Origin of the sequence: Bombilactobacillus mellifer, assembly GCF_000970795.1 — a bacterium.
Lineage (GTDB): Bacteria > Bacillota > Bacilli > Lactobacillales > Lactobacillaceae > Bombilactobacillus > Bombilactobacillus mellifer.
The window spans coordinates 74,524-97,069 of the sequence record NZ_KQ034037.1 but is presented as its reverse complement, the minus strand read 5'-3'; the positions used below and the strand labels follow the sequence as shown (position 1 = coordinate 97,069).

The 22,546-nt window shown below is 32.2% G+C and carries 25 protein-coding genes; 21 read left to right on the top strand and 4 right to left on the bottom strand.

What is annotated here, in order from left to right:
* The first annotated feature begins 47 nt into the window (after positions 1–47).
* From JG30_RS08440 to JG30_RS08430, 4 genes are all read left to right on the top strand, one after another.
* Positions 48–254 carry a hypothetical protein gene (locus JG30_RS08440; protein WP_046318134.1) on the top strand — a complete coding sequence of 69 codons (207 nt, stop codon included), beginning with the start codon at positions 48–50 and terminating at the stop codon, positions 252–254.
* A gap of 141 nt (positions 255–395) precedes the next feature.
* On the top strand, positions 396–701 hold the full coding sequence (locus tag JG30_RS08435) for a hypothetical protein (RefSeq protein WP_143443940.1): 306 nt from the start codon (positions 396–398) through the stop codon (positions 699–701).
* A 17-nt stretch (positions 702–718) separates the two neighbouring features.
* Positions 719–871, top strand: a complete 153-nt coding sequence (locus tag JG30_RS09125; RefSeq protein ID WP_179854067.1) for a hypothetical protein — start codon at positions 719–721, stop codon at positions 869–871.
* An 85-nt stretch (positions 872–956) separates the two neighbouring features.
* Positions 957–1,718, top strand: coding sequence for a thermonuclease family protein (locus JG30_RS08430; RefSeq protein WP_046318131.1), 762 nt, complete (start codon positions 957–959; stop codon positions 1,716–1,718).
* A 710-nt stretch (positions 1,719–2,428) separates the two neighbouring features.
* Here the strand turns inward: JG30_RS08430 and JG30_RS08425 are convergent.
* The 3 genes from JG30_RS08425 to JG30_RS09220 form a co-directional block, all read right to left on the bottom strand.
* Positions 2,429–2,704 carry a helix-turn-helix domain-containing protein gene (locus JG30_RS08425; protein WP_046318129.1) on the bottom strand — a complete coding sequence of 92 codons (276 nt, stop codon included), beginning with the start codon at positions 2,702–2,704 and terminating at the stop codon, positions 2,429–2,431.
* A gap of 2 nt (positions 2,705–2,706) precedes the next feature.
* Entirely contained in the window at positions 2,707–3,069 is a 363-nt protein-coding gene (locus JG30_RS08420) for a type II toxin-antitoxin system RelE/ParE family toxin (protein WP_046318127.1), read from the bottom strand.
* A gap of 458 nt (positions 3,070–3,527) precedes the next feature.
* Positions 3,528–3,656: a putative holin-like toxin gene (locus JG30_RS09220; protein WP_245626314.1), complete on the bottom strand. Its 129-nt coding sequence runs from the start codon at positions 3,654–3,656 to the stop codon at positions 3,528–3,530.
* Positions 3,657–4,323: 667 nt separating this feature from the next.
* On the opposite strand from JG30_RS09220, the gene JG30_RS08415 reads away from it, so the two are divergent.
* The 14 genes from JG30_RS08415 (at position 4,324) to JG30_RS08350 (ending at position 19,055) form a co-directional block, all read left to right on the top strand.
* Positions 4,324–5,148, top strand: coding sequence for a ParA family protein (locus JG30_RS08415; RefSeq protein ID WP_046318126.1), 825 nt, complete (start codon positions 4,324–4,326; stop codon positions 5,146–5,148).
* Positions 5,148–6,104, top strand: coding sequence for a hypothetical protein (locus JG30_RS08410; protein ID WP_046318123.1), 957 nt, complete (start codon positions 5,148–5,150; stop codon positions 6,102–6,104). The genes JG30_RS08415 and JG30_RS08410 overlap by 1 nt, the downstream gene beginning before the upstream one ends.
* A gap of 51 nt (positions 6,105–6,155) precedes the next feature.
* Positions 6,156–6,725, top strand: a complete 570-nt coding sequence (locus JG30_RS08405; RefSeq protein WP_046318122.1) for a hypothetical protein — start codon at positions 6,156–6,158, stop codon at positions 6,723–6,725.
* 45 nt (positions 6,726–6,770) lie between these two features.
* On the top strand, positions 6,771–7,394 hold the full coding sequence (locus JG30_RS08400; RefSeq protein ID WP_046318120.1) for a hypothetical protein: 624 nt from the start codon (positions 6,771–6,773) through the stop codon (positions 7,392–7,394).
* Between the two features lie 280 nt (positions 7,395–7,674).
* Positions 7,675–10,869, top strand: coding sequence for a hypothetical protein (locus tag JG30_RS08395; RefSeq protein ID WP_046318118.1), 3,195 nt, complete (start codon positions 7,675–7,677; stop codon positions 10,867–10,869).
* 156 nt (positions 10,870–11,025) lie between these two features.
* Positions 11,026–11,220 carry a hypothetical protein gene (locus JG30_RS08390; protein WP_046318117.1) on the top strand — a complete coding sequence of 65 codons (195 nt, stop codon included), beginning with the start codon at positions 11,026–11,028 and terminating at the stop codon, positions 11,218–11,220.
* Positions 11,221–11,420: 200 nt separating this feature from the next.
* Entirely contained in the window at positions 11,421–13,280 is a 1,860-nt protein-coding gene (locus JG30_RS08760) for a C40 family peptidase (RefSeq protein ID WP_052725287.1), read from the top strand.
* Positions 13,281–13,303: 23 nt separating this feature from the next.
* Entirely contained in the window at positions 13,304–14,146 is an 843-nt protein-coding gene (locus JG30_RS08755) for a restriction endonuclease (protein WP_052725286.1), read from the top strand.
* On the top strand, positions 14,139–14,618 hold the full coding sequence (locus JG30_RS08375) for a hypothetical protein (protein ID WP_046318115.1): 480 nt from the start codon (positions 14,139–14,141) through the stop codon (positions 14,616–14,618). Before JG30_RS08755 ends, JG30_RS08375 begins: the two co-directional genes overlap by 8 nt.
* A 23-nt stretch (positions 14,619–14,641) precedes the next feature.
* Entirely contained in the window at positions 14,642–16,231 is a 1,590-nt protein-coding gene (locus tag JG30_RS08370) for a CpaF/VirB11 family protein (protein WP_046318113.1), read from the top strand.
* A 31-nt stretch (positions 16,232–16,262) separates the two neighbouring features.
* Complete coding sequence (locus JG30_RS08365; protein WP_046318111.1) at positions 16,263–17,087, top strand: hypothetical protein; 825 nt, start codon at positions 16,263–16,265, stop codon at positions 17,085–17,087.
* A 29-nt stretch (positions 17,088–17,116) separates the two neighbouring features.
* The gene (locus tag JG30_RS08360; RefSeq protein WP_046318109.1) at positions 17,117–18,058 is read left to right on the top strand and encodes a hypothetical protein; all 942 of its coding nucleotides are present in this window, start codon (positions 17,117–17,119) and stop codon (positions 18,056–18,058) included.
* 22 nt (positions 18,059–18,080) lie between these two features.
* A complete protein-coding gene (locus JG30_RS08355) occupies positions 18,081–18,497 on the top strand; it encodes a hypothetical protein (protein ID WP_046318107.1) in 417 nt (138 codons plus the stop codon).
* Positions 18,498–18,689: 192 nt separating this feature from the next.
* Positions 18,690–19,055, top strand: a complete 366-nt coding sequence (locus JG30_RS08350; protein WP_046318106.1) for a hypothetical protein — start codon at positions 18,690–18,692, stop codon at positions 19,053–19,055.
* Positions 19,056–19,113: 58 nt separating this feature from the next.
* On the opposite strand, the gene JG30_RS08345 is transcribed toward JG30_RS08350, so the two are convergent.
* Entirely contained in the window at positions 19,114–19,521 is a 408-nt protein-coding gene (locus JG30_RS08345; RefSeq protein WP_046318104.1) for a hypothetical protein, read from the bottom strand.
* Positions 19,522–19,610: 89 nt separating this feature from the next.
* Here JG30_RS08345 and JG30_RS08340 point away from each other — a divergent pair, with 89 nt between their 5' ends.
* The 3 genes from JG30_RS08340 to JG30_RS08330 are packed head-to-tail and all read left to right on the top strand — an operon-like array spanning position 19,611 to position 22,514.
* On the top strand, positions 19,611–21,083 hold the full coding sequence (locus JG30_RS08340) for a relaxase family protein (RefSeq protein WP_046318102.1): 1,473 nt from the start codon (positions 19,611–19,613) through the stop codon (positions 21,081–21,083).
* 2 nt (positions 21,084–21,085) lie between these two features.
* Positions 21,086–21,796 carry a hypothetical protein gene (locus JG30_RS08335; RefSeq protein ID WP_046318100.1) on the top strand — a complete coding sequence of 237 codons (711 nt, stop codon included), beginning with the start codon at positions 21,086–21,088 and terminating at the stop codon, positions 21,794–21,796.
* A 22-nt stretch (positions 21,797–21,818) separates the two neighbouring features.
* Complete coding sequence (locus tag JG30_RS08330; RefSeq protein ID WP_046318099.1) at positions 21,819–22,514, top strand: hypothetical protein; 696 nt, start codon at positions 21,819–21,821, stop codon at positions 22,512–22,514.
* Positions 22,515–22,546 lie beyond the last annotated feature (32 nt).

Below are 22,546 nucleotides of genomic sequence, written 5' to 3'. Positions count from 1 at the left end.
TGACATTTGCTGAATATCTTAACTTAAAGGCACAGGGGGAGACAGAAATGTTGTATGAAATGAAGAACGGTATGTGGATTAATCCAAATTGTATTCAAGTAGTTAACTATATTAACAATCCAAAAGACATTGACGATGGATATAAATATCTATTGTATCTAGTGAGTGGCACATCAGTTCTTGTTTCATCGGAAGAATTTAATGACATGAAAAAGGTACTTATCCAAGAAGGTATTATGATGCCCAGCAAGTAAAAGAATGAAACTAAATCATCAAAAGTCAAAACATATATAGCAAATACGATTCGAAGGATGAAGCAGGTTCGATAGGCAATAAATGATTATGCTGAAGCAATGTTTTATGTGAGATACCTTATTTAAACGAAGATGGGAAAAATGATGTCTATTACAAATCCTAATAATTTTTCATTATCCGATAAATATTCCAACAAAATTGATACAAAAGACATGATGCGCCACATTAATTTCATGGAAAATGAATTCGGTTCCATGGTAAATGTTCCGGAAGATCACCCAGAACTGCAGTTATTACGTAACCAATTGGACACGCGTTCAGATGAAGAATTATTGCCACAAGTCGCAAAATTACGTAGACAAAGAAAGCAGATGAATGAGATACAAGAGAAACTACATTTAAGTTGGTTCAGATTAATAGGATTACTTACAAGTTACGGAATATAAAGAGAAGGTAAAAATTAATGGTCAAAACTGGAGAGCTGCACAAAGTATTATTAGCTCTGAGCAATAAATACGAAGATTTTAACAAAATTCCTGACACAGAACCCATCAAAAGAAAAGCTAGGATACTTTGGTGGTTAGACCAAATGAAAGAGCTAGAAGCAAAACAATAAACTATAGCTTGAAAGTTTAAATCTATCGACAGTCGGCAAATATTTAATTCAAAATAAGTTGGTTTCAAAGGGGATGTTCAGATTAATGAGTAAAAAACATTTTATAAATCAGACAACAACTAAACCACGTATTTCAATAGTCAAAGATGTCTTATTTATCTTCGTAGTGATTCTAGTATTTATATCTATCTATTCAGCACTTCCAGCAAAAAATCGAACTGATGTAAAGAATAATTTAAATACGATGGTTTCAATTATTAAAGAAACGAATAAAAAGCACAATATTAAAATAGGTGATACGGTGATTAAATCTAGCAAACCAAATGCTCCATTTGATGCATCTCTTAGTCAAAATGTAAAAATTCAAGTAGATAAAATCACTTTAAACGTTGATGGTACGGGAACTATGTATTACCAGGGTAAAGAATATCCCATTCAACTAGCTTCTATTCATTTGATACCTACTGATTCATATTTTTATAAAGCTAATAAACAAAAGATAGCACAAACTATTAATCATTTCTTGAATCCAACAAACAGGAAAGTGTTATACGAAGTCATTAGACTTAAAAAACAAGGCAATCCTTCCTATACACAAATCTACTTATTTGTGAACAACAAACTGTACCAGGAAACCTTACTAGAAAATGGATTAGCCTATGAATCGCAAAAGAATAACGGAGATTATAATGAGATACTTTCAAATTCTCAAAACACAGCAATCAATAAAAAATTAAATATCTGGCAAATGAAAGATATAATCAATGACTATAGCTATAATTACAACAATGAAAAAGAATATTACAGTAATCCTAAATTACCCAAACCCAAATGCTCAAATCAATAAAGTAATTTAAAATAATTAGTCTATAATATTATTGGAAATATCTTTAGTGATGTTATTTTCCAGATAAAATATTCAGGTATAATCATTTGTAGACTTTTAAATAGATATTCACTGGAAAGTAAAAAGGGGCTTTAATAATATTTCCCCAAAAATGATTTCGCTAGCAAATTGCATACCTAATGAGTTGTATAAAGCAAGAATATTGGTATCAAAGGGAGATATTACTATTGTATAAAGGATTTGATTTAGTATTATTAGACCAATTTTTCTTATATCTTACTTTCCTATATTTATAGTTACTATCATTGCCATAATCATTAATTTTTGACTCAATTAATCATGATATACATGAATAGCTGTTCATTACCCTTGTTATAAAGAAAGGTAGGGGCCATTCGTACTTTACTCGACATCATATCTCAACTTGTCAATATACTTATTATCTTGTGGTTTATATGACAGCTAACCAACCGTACACCATTGATATTAGTGTAGTCCAATGATTCTAGCTACATAAAAACCTTCAGCAGTTAAGTTGCCGAAGGCTTTTATGTTTGTCATGTATCATGCGCTCAATAACATATCTATATCAGTATTCTAGCATGGATCGGATTATTTCCCAGGTTCAAATGGTCATGATATTTGCAATGCTGTTATACATTGGGCCAATGAAGAAAAATCCGATAAACAAAAGTATTCATATTTTTTAATTATGAAAAATTCACAGTTAGTTTTTTCCCAAGTGCATTAGCAATTTTAGATAAGGTATCAATGCTAGTATTAGCCCCACTTTCAATTCGAGCAATTGTTGACTGTGGAACATCAGACACATTAGCTAGCTCGCGCTGAGACAATCCAGACTCTTTTCTTGCCTTAGTTAACGCGATAGCGCTCTCTAGTTTTGTAGTTTCATTTTCAAATTCTTTTTTGAATATGGGATCTCTTAATTGCTCATTCAAGTAATCATCAAAATTAATATTACTCATACTTACAGCTCCTTTCTATTTACAAAGTATTCATTACGTAGCTCTTTGGCATGTTTAATTTCTCGCAGAGATGTCTTTTGAGTTTTCTTTGTAAACCCATGGGTAATTACATAGTGTTCTCCATCAACATGAAAATAAAGTCCACGTTGCTGATTATTGCCGGACCGGGAACGAATTTCATATAAATTCTTTTCAAGTGGTTTAACCCAATTATGTTGAATACTTATACTAATTCCCTTTTGCGAAACTATGCTAATACGGGCTAATAATTTTGCTCTTACTTTAGTATCTAGACAATTTAAGTACTCTAGAAATTCATTGTGTCCGTTAGGACGGGTATAAAACTCAAATTTTAATTCTTTCATGCATATATGATAGCATATATAGAATCAACTATCAATATATGCTATCATTATGACAATACTAAAAATATTTCCTTTATTTTGATTTTAGATATTTTTTTGAAAAATACAAAAGAATATCTAATTATAAAAAATATGTTTAAGAATCCAGTTCTATTTTAAAAAAGTAATTACAATAATGAGTAAATCAATATTCGCACATAGTATTATAGAATTAAGTCAAATGTTAGATGACATTGTAAATTTAAAAACTTAAGACATAAGATTGTCTGATCTTAAACCTTATCAAAAGCTGAAACATTAGTCATTTTTTAAAGACCATGCTATAATAAAAACAGAAAAAGAAAGCCCCGCCGGGAAACAGGGCTTCCTCAGTAAGCCGCTTCAAAGGCGGTGGCGCATATTACAAAGACAATATTAAGTCGCCCTGTAACTGGCCAAAGTTATGCAGGGTGGCTTTTTTATTTGTGATGCTTGTCGATATAGCTGAGCAGCGCGATTAAAAACGTGCCAGACAGCAACATCAACGAGAGTGCCTGAAAGACACTCATGACTGTGAAACCTTTCTCAAGATTATTCCATGTTTCCATAGACTTCACCTCTCAAGGAAAAAGACAGCCACCGCCCTTAAAACTTCTTACATAATCATTATACAAGGAAACTAGCAGTATACAGCAGTATACAATGAAGGTAGATTTATCAGGTCTATTATTTTCATATTTAATAATCATATATTATGGATATATAATGGTTAATAGAAAAATGTTGTTCCATGAAATAAATGACTCATTTAGCAAAATGGGACTAGTTTAAATCTTTAATCAATATTTAAGGTATACATTCTTATATTATATTTGTTTACAATCAACTACTATTCTTATATATTACTAATCATACAAACTAATAAATACTTTTATCTAAGGCTTAAACCGCATCATTACACCAGTAAATAATGTCAGGTTATCAAATAAATTAATTTTATATTTATTATTTACAATACTATATTCATGATATATAATAAGTACAAGAAAAGAGATGATGCACTTTGAGCTAAATATCTAACTTGTTATGACTCTCTTTACTTTAAATCTTCAATTGACAATTAAACTATTAATTTATTAGTATGTTGGTTTACATTCAATGACAACTGCTATATCATACTAATTGTAAAAGTTAATAAATATATTGTTTTACATTCAATTAATATGACTATATAATTTAAAGAATTGAAAATGAAAAGTTAGGATGAGTAATGTAATGACAAAAGTTATCGCTTTTTCGGCAACTAAAGGTGGCGTAGGTAAAACAACATTAGCATTCAATTTTGGAGCTTATTTGGCCAAAACTTCCAATAAAGTGCTATTAATAGATCTTGATCATCAGGCTTCTATGTCCAGTAATTTTTCTTTAAATGATGAAGAATTAGAAAAGACTGATATAGGAAAAGTATTTAAATCTGTAGCTAAGGATCCCAGTAGTAAATTACCAACAGTAGAACCGGTTGAAGTGACTGACAATCTTTTTGGTTTGTCTATTTCACAAAGCACAGACAATATTGATAGCCTAATGCGCGATCTACCATATGCATGTACAACCGTTTACAGACTATTAAAAGACAATCAGTTGTTAGATAGATTTGATTACATTGTTTGTGATACACATCCAGATCTCTTGTTGGCGACTCAAAATGCGTTGACTATGGCGAATGTCGTATTCAGCCCTGTCGAACCAAGTAGATACGGGCTAGATTCAGTAATCAGCATGCAGAACGATTACGAAAAATTAAGTAATCGGATATTATCTCCTGATGGTTCAAGACTCATTGATGGAAAGCTTGCATTTATAGCCAATAAGGTCAAGTTTAATACAACCATTTCCCATTTATTTATGGATAGTATTAAAGATGATGAACGCTTTGTATCATTATTCCACGAAAGAGAATTATTTAATCAGGCAACATTAGACAAAAAGTCTGTTTTTGATTTAAATAATCCAAAAGTCGAAAAGATAATAACAAATGAAATCAGCCCTCAATTTGAACTAATGAAAAAATATGTAATTAGTGGAAGGGTTGACAAGTAATGAGTTTGGATAAATTAAATAACATGGATTTTCAATCAAACTTAAAGGATACATTTAAGTCCAAATTTGAAGATACCAAAATAAAAGCACCATTAACTGAACCACAGGATCTAAAAAAGATAAATTTATTGTTGAAACGTCCTTATCAAATCAATGATTCATCAGAAATTTATAACTTACTTCAAGATTTTGGCGTGATCAATGATTTATACGATGGGTATGCTGCAATTATTACGGAGCAAACCCACACAACTCCAACAAAAGCAGAAGTTACAGCTATGCTTTTTGCAGGCAGGGTAAACTATGATGCGTCTGCCACAGCTCCTAAGACTACCGAACAAAATGGTCTTTCGAAGAATAAACCGTTTCCTTTCTCAATGCCCATTTATATTCAAGACGCACTTGCAGAATTAGCAAGACTTTCTTCTGATCTGTTAAATTCAAATTATGACTCCCTTACTGAATTACAAAAAACCTTATCCCAATATGAAATTCCTAGCTACGAATTTAGTCAGAGCAGATTTTTAAATGCTATTTTATTTGGAGTTTTTAAACCAGATAAAAAACTGCAAGAGCATTTGCTCAATATAGTTTGCGAAGATGAGCCTCAATTAAAAAGCTTAATTAAAATAGGTTATGTAACTCCGATTTCTTTAACAACCAGACTGCAAAAGAGAACATCATTACAAATTTTAAATATTTATTCCAAACTAATTGATTTTGTCACATTGGATTTAGTCAATAGATTTGATAATCGGTTTTTCGTTGGTAAAAATGATGCGCAAATAGCCGATAGCATTATTAAATTACGTCCCTCAAAGAACCATAAAACGTTGTCAGGGGAGATTCACGAATACATTAAGTATTATTCAATGCCTATTCAATTGATTGAATCAAAATTACAATATGAACTTTTTGGCAAATTAATGGAAAATTCCAAGGAAGGAAGTGATTAATGGTAATATTAGCTTAATAATCAATAATATATGAACAAGAGAGGCAGCACAGTGTCAGTTATTCAATCGTTAGAGTTCTCTAAAATCGATAAAGATGATAAAGAATTAATACATGAAGATATCATTGTCCTAGAAAAGTTGGCTCAAATCAGAGCTATTGACGAAGAGACTGGAGACATTCTCTTGCCTTTAGAGATAGCCCAAAAAGCCATTAGCACTCTTATTACGGTCGATTTACAACTGCCGATTGATGATTACATTCAGGTCAATTTAACTGCTTTTGGGGGAATAAATTTAGATTTAAATTTGACTCAGTATACTGAAACCCAGCAAGCCAATATATATTATTTGTTCTATGTGACTAATTTAGCCATTGGAAATTACAACTTAGGTAAAATAGCTATTGGAGAAGAAAATTATGAATTTGATGGTTTAGGAATATTTTGGCCTAAAATTGAGAATTCTTACGTTTCATTAGCTATGCCGAATACACCTATTGAATCGAGGTATATTTTCCCAACTGCATTACATTTGTTGGCTACTGCATATTTAGACTTCAATCACTATAACAATTATGCAGCAGCCCAAACAAAACGGTTTCAAATTCGAGAATTGTGTTAGAATATTGATATAAATTATTAATTATGAAAACGTGAGGGGAATATCATGAAGAAATCTAGCTTAAAAAATAATGTCATTAAGTCAGTTGCTCTACTAAGTTTAGTTGCACCAACAGCTTTAGGTTCTTTTGCTACGATTGCTAACGCTGATGAGATTTGGGGAATTACTCCAGAACATGATGGATCCACTTGGTGGCAAGGTGGTAAACCAGGAGACAACACTACCGATGTTGTAGATCATACTGGCAACGCTGGCAACACAAATAATGCGGGGAGCAACAATAATACTACAAATAACACCGGGAATACTAATAAGCCAGGTGGCAATACTAGTGGTAATACAGTAGTCGACAATACTGGAAAACCAAATACTGGGGCAACTGATACAAATGCAACAGTTACAACGAAACCTAATGAAAACAAGAATAATAATACATCAGGCAATACTGTTAAGGATCCGAATACTACAGTGAACCCCGGAACCGATCAAGCTTTAAAGCCTACTTCCACGGTTAATAATTCTACTGAAAAGCAAACTTCAACTTTTGGAAATACTGCCATAGGTTCCACTGCTGATTTAAATAAAGCCAATCAGTTACCACAAACTGATACAGAAAATGAGGGACTTTTAGCTACAATTATCAAGGCAATTAAGAACTTCTTTAATTAAAAATAACTAATTTAATCGAATCTAAAAAAAGAGATAGGTATTTTACCTATCTCTTTTTTAATGCGCAAAATCTTAGTTAACTTTTATTTTTTTGCAAATAATGCTACAATCGCTTTAAAGCATTTTTATATATATCTAAATTTCTAAAAACTGCTAAACGAAGCTTTTATATTTTAAGAAACAGGTGATAGATTTACTAAAGCAAAAATAATTATCGCAAAAATTATATTTTTTTGATTTAAATATATATATAAAAAAGATCAAAATGGTGGTGAGCATTATGAATACAATATACAAAAAGAACCTTTACTACAGTATATTATCCATGATTATTGTATGGATAGCATTTATATTACTAACGTTCAGATTATGTACTACTGCTCAAGCATTCATCAATAAGAATAGTCTTCAAACAGCTCCATATAAAGGCCTAGATAATTACTCTTTTATAATCAAACATGGGCTAGGAGCAAACCATGGATACTACGTATATACTACTGAAGGTAATGGATTAAGTGCAAAAGTAGTAAGTCTACGACAAATGGGAGAATCGCATATTGCAGATTTTTTAGGTGACAAAGTTATCCAAGTAAGATTACTTGATAATTTTGATAGAAGTCGAGATAAAATTACGGTTAAGTATAACAATGCAGCATTTTACGCAGGTATGAACTTAGATGTACAAATGAGAATAAGTTGGCTCAATGTTTATCCAGATTCGAGCTTTTTCCCAAAAAGTAGCCGCTGGATAGATATCTCACAAGATTGTTCAAATGGCATCTTTTATAACGGTATCACTTCAGGTACTGTCAGTTATACTTTTTTTAAAGCAGGAACCAATGAGAAAGTGAATTTATCACAACCTGGAGACCCAACTTATTTATCATTTAATTCCTTAAACGGAATGACTAACAATTTAATTCCCCAATCTTTAGATGGCGGCATTACAGGTGAATGGGTAAATTACGAAAATAATAATGGTAATATAACTGGTTACGTCAGTGAAAATACTGGTATCGGTAGATATTGGTCACCTGAAGAAAATAGTTATGTAATCGGTGGACTGCCGAATACCCCGTTTGATGACTACTTAGGTGGTCCAGACTTCTTTACTCACTCAGTTAATTATTTAGCAACTACTGAACCAGGACATGTATTTAGATTTGGTGCAGGATATGGTTCGGCCTGGTTTACTTTATCAGGAATTACAATCAAAAATCCGGGAACTCCTCCACACGAAGACATAACGCCGCCACAAAAAAGTGTTGATAAACCAATCATTCATAAGCAAAACGAAGTAATAAACTATCAGCTTAAAATTCATCTACAAAGACGGAAAAACTACTGGTACTACCATTACATCAAAGATCCAAAAACAGGATTGGTTAATGATGTTTCTAGATATGAACAATACACTAATGACCACTTTGACTTAACAGACAATCTACCTAAAGAAGTAACATTGTTAAAGGCAAGTGCTACAGGGCGCTTAGCAAAAGGATTAAAAGTCGAGGGGAATACAATCAAAGTTCATTTAAATAAAGAACAAATGAACGGAGAAGCTGAAGACGATGTAATTAATGTAAGTTGTATCGTTAACAAATTACCAAAGCCGGCGGAAAACGGATGGTCAGATAACAACCCTAAATCAAGCGGTTGGTATACTTTTTATAATAAAGCACATCAAAATGAAGTTATATATGATGCTGGGGGCGACTCTGATTCTAATAATGTTCCTGTAAAAATTAAACGTTACCATGGCATCATTTATCATTATGATTTTGATCATAATAATAAAGGTGACTTTGATTTCTTAGAACATATCCAAAATAATAAAGATCTCACATATCATAAAAATTTTGATGGTGATAACGGCTTAATTCAAAAAAATAATGTATACGGCTACGAAAATGATGATGTGAATATTAACATTTTACAAGATGGACGAGATAAGAATAATAATAGATTTCGTTACTGCTACGGCGATCAATCTAAGGAAGTAGTACATTTCAATAAATATAATTCACCTGATTATGATGATACAAATCAAGAATTCAACCAAGATTTCTATGTTCCATACATCGTGCCGAAAGCTCACTTTCAAGACACAATGTTCAAGATAGACACAGATAAAGCATCTAATAAGCTTCCATTTCAATTAGATTTACGTGCAGAAAGTTTCTTATACAGGCAATTCAGTGAATACCAGGGCGCTGTAGCTAATATAAACATCAAATACAATGATCCTTCTTCTCCTAACAACGGTAAATTATTGTATTCAACAAAGAAACCAATTATAGACATGATGTTAGAAAAGCAGCATGGATTGAAATACACGCAGATTAAAGGCAACCTTGATACTTCCAATTTAACGGGAATTAAAGAAGGCCAAAAAGTTCCAGTAAGAATTACTATCACAGGAACTAATCCAAACTTAATTGAACAAGATTATAAGGACAAAGACAGTTTTGGATTTATTGCTACAGAACATATTGTAGAGGGCTTCAATAAGGGAAATACACCGACTAAAAAAGATAATGATCAATGGCATAAAGACGTTAATAGCTACACTGCCCCGGAAAGAACCATTGCTTATTATGGTGTAGACAAAGTCCGCATTTTAAATGAAAGATTAGATGTATCGCAAAAGCGTGAAGCTACAGCAAAGACTGGCTACGGCATGAAAGGTGATATCTCCTTAAAATATATCGGTAATATTCAAACAGAGAAATATCGTAAAGATGGTACCAACATAAATTACGTATTTCCAAAAGATTTTGCAGCTAAAAACACAACTATTGATTATTCAAAAGATACTCAAAAACATTCTTTTGAAAATAATAATATGATGGCTGATCGACTAGACGTTAAGACTGCTGATTATAAAGATAAACTGCCAGACTTAGATAATTTGAAAGACTTCAGTTCTTTAGAAAAAGAAAAAATTAGTAAAATTACTGCTGCTGTTCCTAAAAACTACAATGATGAGAAAAAAAGTGGATTTGAAGCTAAATACTCCTTCTTTGATCGTAATTCTGAATATGATTCCGGAAATATTACTTTAGCATCAAGTAAAGATCCTTTAGCTAAAAATAAAAATGATGACAGTATGGCCAAGAGAAAAGCGGGTAGTAGATTCTATACTCCTTTATGGCTCAAGTTAGGCAAATATGATGTGTACTTCTCTAAGGCTCAGAATTCATCTACAAACAAAGAAAGACTAGGTGGCAATTGGCTTAACATCAATGAAAACAGACCAGTAGACTTTTATGCGCACATGTATCTAGCAAAAGATACTGACGATACAAACTACACAAAGACTCACGAGCAAGATGATGAATTAGCTTTGCAACCAATCGTTAGTGGACAAAAGGCTAGAAGCGCAAAATTTGCTAACTATGATAAAGGACAATTACCCGAAGGACTGTCAGCTGCCGAAAAAGCAAAAATGAAAGCTTGGCTACAAGGAAATTAATCTTTATTTTTAATATTAATTAATATCTAAAGTATTTATTGTAGGTAATTGATTGACAAACCTACAGTTTGAACTTAATATATATCATAAATATTACTTTAGATATATATAAAAAGTAATATAAAGAACCAAATAAATAATCTAGGAGATGATCTTTTGGAACATAATGCGGATCGAATTTTTGGAATTATTTTAGTATTGGCAATCGGGGCTTTGTTATACGCTATCTTCAAGCCTGGATTCCAAACATTAGCACAAAGTATCTTATCAAAAATGACCGACTTCTTAAGTAGCGTAAAAATTGTCGATTCAGTATCCCCTCTAATTCATTCTTTGTTACCAATTATTTAAAATAGTGGCATTGGCTGATTTTTATATAAAAGTTGCTTGGAGTACATGTACTCTTATAACATTTCGATAAAAGGTCGTAGTCCTTGCAGTGACTACGACCTTTTTATTTCAAAAGATGTTAAATATTTTTTATATATATATTATGTTATAATGGCGACGAAAAATTACACAATGTTCACGATTTGAAAGAAGGAAGTAGCTTGAAATTATCAAATACAAATAAAATACAAACAGTTGGTAAGTATGCTTCTACTTTTTTAATTTGCACACAACTATTAGGTATAGTTGCTCCAAGCGCAACAGCTCTAGCGGATACAAACAATCCCAGTGAAATGAACGCTAATAGCACTCAAGTAAATAATAGTACTCCAATAGATAATGTAACATTTCCTACTAGATTTCCCAACAATCCAAGTGTTGTAAAGACCTTTAAATATATCAATGCTCAGGGCGAAACATTAAAATTAGTCAACGTATTTGCACACATCGGAGATTCTATTGATTTAAATAGTATGCTCCCTCCTAGCAATGGTCAGAATATGGTAATAGAGAGTGCCCACTCTCAATTTAATATCGTAAATAGTCCCGGAAATACAAATAATCCGAATATTGCCCAACAAAATCCAATAATTGTAATTGTTAAAAGTAACGATGTAAGTAATCAAAACGGCACGTCAACTTCTTCTAGCAATAGTAGTCAAAGTAACAATGCAACAGAAGATCAAACATCGAATAGCACTTCAGTTGATTCCAATACTTCAAATAAACAAGATTCTGTCTCAACCAACAATAATCAGTCAGATAGCCAGTCGAACGAAGAAAATTCAAATACGAATACTCCCTCTGAAGTTCAGCTTCCTTCTACAGCAACAAATACTGATGGATCGTCTCGAGACAATGTAGTTAACCCTATGTTGCGCCCCGACAATAATGCTGATCAAATAAGCAATGCCGCAGAATTTGATAGTAATGTACCTTTTGATTATGACAGCGATTATGTACGTGATTTTAGCAAAATCAAGGAGTACAAAGGTTTTGATAAAACAGTGCTTCGCTGGAAACCATATTTAGCTAAGGTTACAAAGTATTACAAAATGAGTAAATATAATGACCTCTTTCTAGCTATTATGGAAAACGAAAGTCACGGCTTATCCGAAAAAACCCCTGACATCATGCAATCGTCCGAAAGCGCAGGTTTGTCACCTAACTCCCTTAAACCTGAGCAATCTATTGAACAAGCCGTACGGTATATGAAAGCCATTGTAGAACATGCCAAAGATTTGGATAAGTCAGAGCATCAAAATCCTATGTTAAGCAAAAATCAATATCATGATTACGCAACTGATAAACGTTTGTTAGCGCAAACCTACGCCTTTGGTGGAAATTTTCTTGATTATATCAATAAACAGAAAAATGGATATACGCTAAAAAACACGGAAAACTACTCAAAAAATGTGATTGCTCCATTACTTGGAAATACTGCCGGCACAAAATATAAATACTCTAATGAAATTTCCAGAATGTATCACAAAGAATACCTGTACACCAATGGAGGAAATTTCTTTTATGGGGACTTAGTTGAGCGGTATATGGTGAATAATTTCATGAGAAAAATCCTAAAGAACCTAATTCAATACAATGGTGATGAATATGTTTTTGGCGGTCATAATCCGCAAACAGGCTTTGACTGTTCAGGATTTACATCATATGGATTATCACTAGTAAACTGCACACTTCCAGCCTATACAGTTTCTCAATTCAACATGACTAAAAAAGTAAGTCGTTTAAACAAGGCAAAACCAGGGGATTTAATCTTCTTTAAAGGCACTTATGGTGCTCCCGACTTTATTTCACACGTTGAATTTATCATTGATCGCCACACTATGTTTGGCGCAAATGGCTCCGGAATCGGGTTTCACAACATTGATGAACTATATTGGAAAAACCATTATGCAGGAGTTCGCCGTGTCAAAAATGCTAAACAGTTAAATTTAATTGCCAAAATGGAATTTGAAAATGATGTAAAAAATGCGGTTTCTGAATACAGCAATAAATTTTAAAACTTCTCTCAGGTAATTACTTTATGTCTTATATCCAATTAATCTTAAATGTTATATCTTACATCATTCAGTTCATTGGCAAATTAACCTATATTGCTTTATTTGAGACATCTTCATTGGTCATAAATTTATATCAGGCAATTATAGAAAATAAATCTTTACCCAAGTTATCGCAATATTTAACTATAAAGTTGCCAGAAACACTAGATAGTTATTTTATTGGTATTTTAACCATTATATTTTTGATTATATTGTTTGAATATCAAAAAAAATTTCGAATTAAAAGATACAGACATAAAAAATTTTTCTGCTACAAGAAAAAGGATATAGATAATAAAAAATTACCGCTTAATTGCACCCGTTTTTCTAAAGTTTTAAAAATTAAAAATGAACGCTTATTAAATCAAAGATTGCATCACAAAAAAATCAATATTAATCCTACTGAATTTGAATACTTTTCTGCATATTTGTTTTATCGCAGCGGCTTCTCACCTGTTATGATTACTCCCATTTCAGATGATTATGGAATTGATGTGATAACAACTTTTCGGCACAAAAATTACGGAATACAATGCAAATTCTATAAAAGTAACAAACTTGTAGGAATACAGGCCATTCAAGAAGTTGTAGCAGGCAACAAAGGATACGGTTTAGATAGATCAATCGTGATAACAACCACGACATTTACAGTAGCGGCTAAACGTTTAGCAAAAGCTACTGACACTGTATTGATTGACGCTTCAAAGTTTAATTATTGGCAAACGCATCCAGAATTTATATTTGAAATATTAAACATAAAGCGCTTCCCTAAAAATTTATTAAAATACAAAAAATTAAAAACTAGGGGTGGTGAATTAAATGCATAATCACTTATCAACACTGGGATTAGTAATATTAGGTTGTATTACTTTAATGGGAATTCTAGTTTCTCAACTATTTGGTTTAAGAGAAAGTCTAACCACCAATAACTTAGAAGACGCTATTCAGTCCTCGTTATACGCAGCGCGAGACGACTCCGCTCGCATTGAACGTGGAACATTTGTTGTTGATAAAGATAAATTTGAAAAAAACATGGGCACTCACAAACTTTATACAAGAAAAAATGGTGTACGCAAAGCAGCAAATTATAAATTTTCCTATTTATCTGATGACAATACAGAAATCAAAGATGAAGGACGTTTCTTACCGGTAAAGGCCGTACGAGTAAAGACTGATGCTGATATTGGTAATAATACAAACAAAAAAAATCCAGCTAATGACAGCCGCACATTGACATATGTAGTACAAACGTATGGAAAAGACAAAAAAACCGACAAGGGCAATGATATCACCAGATAATAACGACAAGAAAGGGTAGAAACATGAAATTATCATCCAAAAAAAAGGAAAAGACAGAAAATAAAGAAAAAGTAGACGTTCAACCGGAACAAAAAGAAGAAAATAGCTCTGACGTCCGCAATCGTATTGCAAAACATTATAAAATCTCCTCTAACATCATTCCCATACATCCAAAAAATCAAGACTATATTGTTGGCCAGCGTGATCAACAAACCAATGCTAAGCATGTCATTGAGAAAAAAGAACTAGAAGCCATTACCTATTCTTTACAACAAAACTACTCAGATATTCTTATTCAAGCAATGACTGATGCCTCTGCAGTAACAAAGCTCAAAGAAATAATTTGTAATAGCCCAGATTTTCAAAACTTGCCATGCTATCACAACCCAGATATCTGCGGAGACATTATCAACGAAGTTGCAGGATACGGAATAATTGAACAATTGCTTCACGACTATCCAAATATAACAGATATCGGGTTTAATGGTCGGTTCCTCACAATTGAAACTCCGGATAATAAATTTACCTATGGGTTATCTAAACAAGATCAAGCTATTACAAGTGATTACATCGAAAAAATAGCTAAAAGATTTGCATTAAGAGAACCCGGGAATGGAAAACAATTTAATGCTGGAAGCCCTATTTTTAATGGTTTTAGTAACAATATCCGAATTTCTGCAACTTATAAAACACTATCACCTCTTGGGACAACGATGTCTTTAAGGGTATCAAAGCCAAAACTGGCGTTAAATGAGATCAATTTCGACAAATTTGCACCGCAATTTTTATACGATATTCTATACTCTTTAGTCGTTTGTCACTGCAATATGATAATTTCTGGTGAAGTTGGATCAGGGAAAACTGAACTACAAAAGTTACTAATCGGAGCAATTCCGTTTTCGGACAAAATTATCATGATTGAAGACGTAGCTGAAACACATATTGCTGATTTATATCCGGATAAAGACGTTTACTCCTGGGTCACGAAAGGGACAGAAAAGGGACAAGACTTATCCAAAGCAGCCCAAGTTACAATAACAGATCATATTAAAAACGCTTTGAGAAATAACCCCAAATGGATAATGATTTCTGAAACACGGGGCTCAGAAGCCTATGAAATGTTCCAAAGCATACTGTCAGGCCACAATATCATTACAACTATGCATGCTATTTCCAACAACTCTGTTCCTGGCAGATTTCTAGGAATGTGTTCCTTACGTTATGAAAATGTTGATTTAGAAAGACTCGAAGAAGAATTCTTAAATTATGTTCATATCGGTATTCACTTGAGTAAAAAGATTATTAATGGTCATGTATATCGCTATCTAGATAATTTAAGTGAATTTGTACCAAAAAGTTCAAAATACCCTGACGGGACTAATACTCTATTTGAGCAAAGACTGGATGACAATGGTTACCGGACATATTCAACCAATCAGCCGACTGAAAAACTCAAAAATATTATTCGAAATGAAATCGATGCAGAATTTAAAATGCCTAATTTCCATAATGTTTATGAACCAATTCCTACAAAAACTAAATTAGAAGAAAAGGAAGAGTCTGAGATACAAAATACTCTTCAAGAAGCTACTACAAGTACGGCAAATAACTAAATAAAATCTGAATTTAATGAGGGGAAAAGAAATGGCACAAACTAAAGGCGTAAGCCATCGAAAAAAAAGAGTTGATATAAACGATCTCGAAGCCAAAGAAGAAGCTTACGGACATAAGCTGACCAATGGGACAATAATTAAAATTGTTTTATCTAATGCCTTTTTTTGGCTAATATTAGGGATCGTGCTTTATGCCAATATTTGGCTGGCACTTTTAACATTTTTAATCGGCTGCTTGTGGGTCTACTACAACGTTGTTAGTAGGGAAATATCCACTAGATATTACCGAAGAGGATTAGTTGAACGGAATCATTTTTTAAACTCGGTAGTGCAATTGATGTCTTCACCTAATGCAACCGTCACTTCTGCTATGAGAGAAGCTGCTGAGCGAGCTAATGGTGAATTCCAACAAGATTTAAAGAAACTATTATCAGTAATGCTCACAGCTGAAAGCCAAAATAAAATCCACGAAGCCTTCAATACTATCATTGACAAATATAGTGATGATATTCTGTTTTGTCAGTTTATGGTACAACTGGAAACCGCTGATCAAGAAAATGTCATTAACGATCAAATGTTTCAGCTAATTAAAGATAATCACAATGATTTATTTAATAAACAAAAAGAATATACAAACTTAAAAAATAATCAGAAAAAAGAAATGCTCATATTAATCTTAATGACGATTGTCGTTTGCTGTCTACTAGCCGTTTGTTTTGGCTTAAATAATTACATCAAAACATACGCCCATTCAATCATTGGATTATCATGTTCTACGGTTTATATGATTATTTACGCCTTCGTAACTGCCAAGTTTTTCAAGTATTACTATGACGAAAGCATAACTACTATTTAAGACCATTCTAAATTTAGGGGGGAATCAGAATGTTTAGAAATAAACGTTTCAAAACCACTGCAAACAAAATTCCAACACTCAATCATATTAAAAATCTAAAAGCAGAAACCACTACTGGATCAAATTCTAATCCAGATGCTCAACAACTATTTACAGTGGGAAACACAAAAATTGTCAGTAAAACTAAGGCTCCAACAGAAGTTTTCCGAGAACAATTAAGATTTCCGGGTAATTTAGTCTCAGACACTGAATTAAATGAATTCTACACAATGGGTAAATCCCCTAATGAAGTTCGGCAACACATGATTAAACGCATTCTCTCAGTTTTCTTGACGTTTGTAATTCTCATGGTTGTCTTTATTACCAGCAATGGAAAAAAATTCGATTCCCAATCTTTATTATTTGAATTATTCATTTCCTTAGGTAGTGGGGCGTTAGTCTGGTATTTATTTCATCGTTCAATCAACGATTACTACCAAAACTTCTTATTCCAGCGACAATTACATTTTGCTAAATTCTCTCAAATTCTCTTGCCTTTCCTATCAGAAGTCAAAAATGGTGCATCTCTATCGGCTATATTTCGTAAGGTAATTCCGAGATTAGACAGTGAAAATGATAAAAAACTACTGCGCAATTTAACAATAGACATGAATAATCATCCAGGGGAATCTAAATATTTTGTTAAATTTGCGGACGACTTTTCAGGAACTGATAGAGCAAATTCATTTATGTTACAGGTTTTTGACATTGAAAACGGAGCCAATGATGATCGTGGAGTTACAAAATTAGGAGAACAAGCACAAAAAGACTTAATGTCACAAATAGACGTGATTATTAATAAAAAAATAGCAAGGTTTATTTCACCCGAAAGGACAGTAACCGTTGCTATCATAATTCCAATTTTTGGAGTTCTATTAGGCTTTATTATTTCATTGCTCACTCAAATAATGGGAACATTTCCGCATGCTTAAAGTAAGTAAGGAGTGATAAATCATGGATGAAAATACATCATTTATATTAAGCCGAGTAACAACATTTTTAATCGCAATATTTATGTTGGCATTGTTTGCAATATTCTATAACGTTGGTCAACTGAATAACTTTCAAACGCAAGCAAATGACATAATAGAGCGCTCTGGAGGTATTACTGCAGATGCTCAATCAAAGATTGATGATCTATCTAAAAATGTTTATCGTAACCACTTTACTTTAAGACCAAACTCTTCACAGGATAGTCAAAACCAACCTTACGGTCACAAAATTCATTACCATATTTCAACTAGTGCTGGATTAATATCTCTTTTTAGGAAATTCCCAAATTATTCATCTGATAAAGGATTACAAATAGGAACTTCATATTACACGGCAACATCACAAATAAGACATAAATCCCAAAGTTTCAACAATTAATTTGAAAGAAAGTGAATGTAGCTATGGATCATAATGCGAGTCGATTAATTTACATGTCTATTGTAACTATGTTTATAGGAATTCTGATTTATGTATTTTTTAACAAAACAAATGTCCTGGAAGAATTTCAACAAATCATCTATCAAGTGTTTGAATCTTCGCGATTAGTTTTATAGACAAGGGGGAATAATAATGGAACATGGCGTGGGAGAAATTTTTAAATTTCTGATCAGTCTTTTAGTGTTATTCGCAATGTTTTTTAGTTATTTTTTCTTCAGTAACACTTCTCAAATTGCAGATTACCAAACACAAGTAAATTCTATTCTAGAAAAGTCAGAAACCCTCTCAAAAGCTCAACCCGGTATAAATAAAATTAATAACGATTATCACAACAAATTTTACATTGACGGATTAACATCACCAAACAAAGAATTAAGCTTTGGAGACAAAATTAAATATACAATTCACACTAACATTCCTTATTTTGCCAACATCAATAATAAATTAGTTTTAAAAAGTGATTTACAATCAGATACTACTTCGCAGTATGGCAGATAACTGTCAAAGTTCGTATAGTCAAAGAGCCTAAAACCCTATTGTTCATCATTTAGCTGCTTTACATCAGTTTAAATTTACTAAAAACTTGTCTCTTTAAGGACTCTAATTCCTTTGATAATTTCATCAGTTGCTGAGATTCTTCTTTTGTAAATTCACCATGTTTATATAGCAGTTTAGAGAGATTGCTTGAATCCTGGGAGTTCAACAAACTGTCATTTAATATTGAATTCATTTCTTTATTATTTTGGAAAATTTGGTTTAGTTCAAAAGATAGTTCCCGAAAATAGTTGCTTAATTTAGCATATTCTTTGGAATCTTCATAGATGATTTTGGGGAATTTGCTACGTTTTAACATATTAACTACTAATTGCGTGTTGCTTAAACGATAAGCTTTGGCCATCGTCTTAAAAATATAATAATCATCATCATTTAGCGTTATTCGTAATTCGTGAGTGTTTTTTGTCATGATACTTCTCTTATTAATTGATTTAATAATATTATCCTATGTTTTTTATATGTATGTAAAGTTTAATTTATTAAATTCGGAGAATTAATATGAAAAGTGCAGCGGTTGTAAAAGTCAGTGGTGCTAAAAGCGTTTCATCTTTAACCCACTATAATGAGCAAGAATATAAAACCTCTGGCATCTGGAAAAATGATGGCCACATATACTCACAAGAAGAATTAATATCTTTTTACGGAAGCTCGGATACACCTCAAAAAAATTTAAAACAACAAACCAGTACCTTTATAAAAAATACGCGTATTGGATTAAAAGTTTACCAATTATTAAATAAAAGTCGTGCTGTACCAAAATATAAGGCTTACACAATTATTCAAAGCTTTGATTATCAAGCAAATCCTGATCTAAGTCCTGAGGAAGTGCACGCATTAGGTGAACAATATCTGAGAAAAATTTGTAAATACATGATGGATAACTACAATTACCTGATTACAGATGGAATGATATCTACACATATAGATAGATCAAGCGTCCAAACAAAAAGAAAGCCTGTTGTCAAAAACCAACAGGTTTTAAATATACAAGACGTAGTTGTTCCTCATCTGCATAACCATATTATAATTCCTGCGTTTAATTCAAAAGGCGAACCAATTAGCAAATATCTGAGAAAAGAGGACATTTACGCGCTACAAACGTTAAATGATGATCTATGCGTGGAAAATAATTTGAATGACTATTATTTTTCTAAATTACACCAGAGTATCGATCCACAATCTTCCTTCAGTAGAAAAAAAGATACATTGACGAAAAGTAATTTACAAAAGGCCTATGTTCGTTTTACGAAGGCCAACAAAAGGGCTTGGATGGGGAGAGGTAAATTTAAACAATCACTAAAAAAAAGAAATGAACTTTTACTAAAAGAATATCACTTATCCTTCAGATACGTAAAAGATCCCAAAAACAATCGTTTAAAAAAGCAGTTTACAATGATCGACTTTGTTAATGATAAGCATCAACAAATGTGGTACAACGTTAAAAATTTAAAGCTACTATATTGGGAAAATGAACCGGAGTCTATAGTTGAACAAATAATCCAGCACCTCGATTTTTCAGGAACAAATGATATTTATATGAATAATAGGCAATATCACGAGTTAATGATAAAGGCCATTCAATCAAGTAATAAACAAAAGGATCCTGTAAAATTAAAAAGTTTGTATGTTAATACATTACGGCAGAGACGTGCAATGTATTACAAGAGTAATGCAATTCAAAAAAGAAATAACATTAAAAATAGAAGCAAAAATTTCTCTAGACGCTTGAATAATCTACCTGATCTGAATATTCCTAAAAATAAATATGTTAATCATTCTTATTTGTCAAAGTATTTGGAAGACCTTTATGACATTTATGAAAATGTAATTCCAAAAAGTATTAAGAAATCTGACAATATTAAATACGATCCAAGAAACAAAGCTTTAGGAAAGAAAATTCATACAAGAGAGACCTACAATCCTCATAGGATTAAGCCCAACAGTAAACAAAACTTTGAAAGGTATCATTAATCATGAATAAAGATATAGCACCCCAAGAAGGTATTAATAATACTGATGTAGATGATTCAGAATTAGATTCAATTTTAGTTAATGAGAATAAGGAAGATAAACCTGATAATGAGGTTCCTGTAAATAAAAAAAATACAGTTAATCAATTATCTATGAATAAAACAGAAATTCCAAACTATATCTCTGAACAAGTGGGTCAAGCAATCTCCGAAAAAAGGAAACTAAATTCCAAAGTTAATAAGTTAATTCAATTGGATAAACGCGCAAAAGATTCTAATCAAAAAGAATATCAATCAGCAGTGCCACTAAATGATGTTTTAGTCATTATCCAGGGTTTAATCTCCGTCATCGATCATTTGATTGAAGCCATAGATACTCTAGATGATTTAAATTATGAAAAAGACAATGATGAATTAGCGGAGGAAGATGAATACTACAACACGGACGATTATAAAACTCCATATCAGAAAATAAATATACTTTATTCGAACTTACAACCTTTAATTGGAATTATGCAATCAGGTGCTGGCAGTGAACTGGAAAAAACAATGCAAGAAATAGTCGAAATTGCGAAGTCTAGCAAATTCAAAGAATTTTTAAACATTTATGGGGATAATTATAAAAAAACGACTCCAGATCAAGTTAGTGAATCCCTGCAAAAAGAATACCAAGATGCCCAAGAGCAATTAAGCCAAGATGTAAATGACAATTAAAAATTCGAAAGGATGAGTAATAGTGAAATCTGATGAAGATTTAAAACAGGAAAACTCTAAAGATGTGTGGCAGACCTCGAGGGATTTTTTTTACAAACTTACAGCCAATGGGCAATCCTTTTTTGCAGGCACTATTTTAATGTCCACAGTCTATCCTAGAGCCGTTTTAACTAGTTTAAATCTAATTGATACAGCAGAGGCTAAACCCCTTCAGAACGAAACTAAAGCCGTGTTATCGGGGTTACGATCCATGTCAAAACATATTAAGCCAGAAGAATTAAATTCCATTCGTAACTTTATTAAAAAACCTGAGATAACCCAGGAAATACAAAATAACAATCTTTGGTCACACTTAAGTAGTGATTTAGAGCCTAAATTTTCTGATTTAGATATTAATCAATACTTTTTCCAAAATTCGGATACTATTGATACTAATATAAAATCAGACGGTATAAATAATAATCAAAGCCTCAAAGCCTTGGAACATCAACAAGATCGAGCGCATGATGCTGAAGATGTAAACCCTAAAAAGCAAAACAGCAATTACCAAAAAGAAATGCAATCAAACCCAAATAATGATTCTAATAATATGTTTAAACATAAACAGAATAGACGCATTAAGAGAATAATATCAGATAACATAAACAGCATTAGGCGCATGGATAGTGAGATGGCTAAAGAAAGAAGCATCATTCAAAATGATAGCCGAGAATTTTAGTTTAATATAAATATTTTTCAAAACATGGTACA

Coding starts and splice junctions, on each gene's coding strand:
- JG30_RS08440 (WP_046318134.1), top strand. CDS start 48: ATGTTGTATGAAATGAAGAACGGTATGTGGATTAATCCAAATTGTATT.
- JG30_RS08435 (WP_143443940.1), top strand. CDS start 396: ATGATGTCTATTACAAATCCTAATAATTTTTCATTATCCGATAAATAT.
- JG30_RS09125 (WP_179854067.1), top strand. CDS start 719: ATGGTCAAAACTGGAGAGCTGCACAAAGTATTATTAGCTCTGAGCAAT.
- JG30_RS08430 (WP_046318131.1), top strand. CDS start 957: ATGAGTAAAAAACATTTTATAAATCAGACAACAACTAAACCACGTATT.
- JG30_RS08425 (WP_046318129.1), bottom strand. CDS start 2,704: ATGAGTAATATTAATTTTGATGATTACTTGAATGAGCAATTAAGAGAT.
- JG30_RS08420 (WP_046318127.1), bottom strand. CDS start 3,069: ATGAAAGAATTAAAATTTGAGTTTTATACCCGTCCTAACGGACACAAT.
- JG30_RS09220 (WP_245626314.1), bottom strand. CDS start 3,656: ATGGAAACATGGAATAATCTTGAGAAAGGTTTCACAGTCATGAGTGTC.
- JG30_RS08415 (WP_046318126.1), top strand. CDS start 4,324: ATGACAAAAGTTATCGCTTTTTCGGCAACTAAAGGTGGCGTAGGTAAA.
- JG30_RS08410 (WP_046318123.1), top strand. CDS start 5,148: ATGAGTTTGGATAAATTAAATAACATGGATTTTCAATCAAACTTAAAG.
- JG30_RS08400 (WP_046318120.1), top strand. CDS start 6,771: ATGAAGAAATCTAGCTTAAAAAATAATGTCATTAAGTCAGTTGCTCTA.
- JG30_RS08395 (WP_046318118.1), top strand. CDS start 7,675: ATGAATACAATATACAAAAAGAACCTTTACTACAGTATATTATCCATG.
- JG30_RS08755 (WP_052725286.1), top strand. CDS start 13,304: ATGTCTTATATCCAATTAATCTTAAATGTTATATCTTACATCATTCAG.
- JG30_RS08375 (WP_046318115.1), top strand. CDS start 14,139: ATGCATAATCACTTATCAACACTGGGATTAGTAATATTAGGTTGTATT.
- JG30_RS08370 (WP_046318113.1), top strand. CDS start 14,642: ATGAAATTATCATCCAAAAAAAAGGAAAAGACAGAAAATAAAGAAAAA.
- JG30_RS08365 (WP_046318111.1), top strand. CDS start 16,263: ATGGCACAAACTAAAGGCGTAAGCCATCGAAAAAAAAGAGTTGATATA.
- JG30_RS08360 (WP_046318109.1), top strand. CDS start 17,117: ATGTTTAGAAATAAACGTTTCAAAACCACTGCAAACAAAATTCCAACA.
- JG30_RS08355 (WP_046318107.1), top strand. CDS start 18,081: ATGGATGAAAATACATCATTTATATTAAGCCGAGTAACAACATTTTTA.
- JG30_RS08350 (WP_046318106.1), top strand. CDS start 18,690: ATGGAACATGGCGTGGGAGAAATTTTTAAATTTCTGATCAGTCTTTTA.
- JG30_RS08345 (WP_046318104.1), bottom strand. CDS start 19,521: ATGACAAAAAACACTCACGAATTACGAATAACGCTAAATGATGATGAT.
- JG30_RS08340 (WP_046318102.1), top strand. CDS start 19,611: ATGAAAAGTGCAGCGGTTGTAAAAGTCAGTGGTGCTAAAAGCGTTTCA.
- JG30_RS08335 (WP_046318100.1), top strand. CDS start 21,086: ATGAATAAAGATATAGCACCCCAAGAAGGTATTAATAATACTGATGTA.